General features: G+C 47.8%; 1 protein-coding gene. It reads left to right on the forward strand.

Annotated features, from left to right (window positions below):
* A partial coding sequence (locus tag E0E16_RS07690) for an IS256 family transposase (protein WP_181951336.1) occupies positions 1-756 on the forward strand: 756 nt, incomplete at its 5' end.
* Between the last annotated feature and the right edge of the window lie 29 nt (positions 757-785).

Consider the following 785-nt stretch of genomic DNA (forward strand, 5'->3'; position numbering starts at 1 on the left):
CTTTCCTCCCACTATTTAGCCGTCTATATCGACGCCACCTTTATTTCCACCCGTAGGGACAGACAGGTGTCCAAGGAGGCCTACTATACCATTCTGGGGGTATTGGAAGACGGCAGCAGGGAGGTGCTCACGGTTGTCAATCATCCCACAGAAGGGGCTCTGTGCTGGAAAGACGAGCTTGAGGCCTTGAAGCAAAGAGGCGTCGAACAGATAGACTTAGTCGTTTCCGATGCATTGCAAGGAATAGAGAATGCCGTCTGTGCAGCCTTTCCAGGTGCCGCACACCAGTTCTGCGTGGCACACGTCAAGCGACAGATACTCAGCGGCGCATCACATAAAGACAAACCAGTAATGGCGCAGCAGCTCAGTGAGGTGTTCCAATTGGAGAACAACGAGATGAATTCCTTGCAGGGATACGAACAATTCATTACCTTTGTCGAGAAATGGGAAAGGAAATATCCTGCACTAAGAAAGTACAAGACCGAACGCAACTGTGCCTACTTCACGTATATGGACTTCCCGGCCCAAGTGCAGAGGTGCATATATACGACCAACTGGATTGAAAGGCTCAACAGGAAGTACAGGAGAACCATCCAAATGAGAACATCCATGCCATCAGAGAAGTCCGTCATCTTCCTCCTGGCGGCCGTGGCGATGGAGGAAACAAAGACGACATATGAAAGGAGAATATATCAATTCAAGAACTGGAAAGAAAAGAATAAAATAACAGTGGAAGTACAGAGAAAGGAAAGATGAATTACACACTTTTAAGGACACTACCATTG

This window comes from Prevotella rectalis, from assembly GCF_900607215.1.
In the GTDB taxonomy this organism is placed as follows: domain Bacteria; phylum Bacteroidota; class Bacteroidia; order Bacteroidales; family Bacteroidaceae; genus Prevotella; species Prevotella brunnea.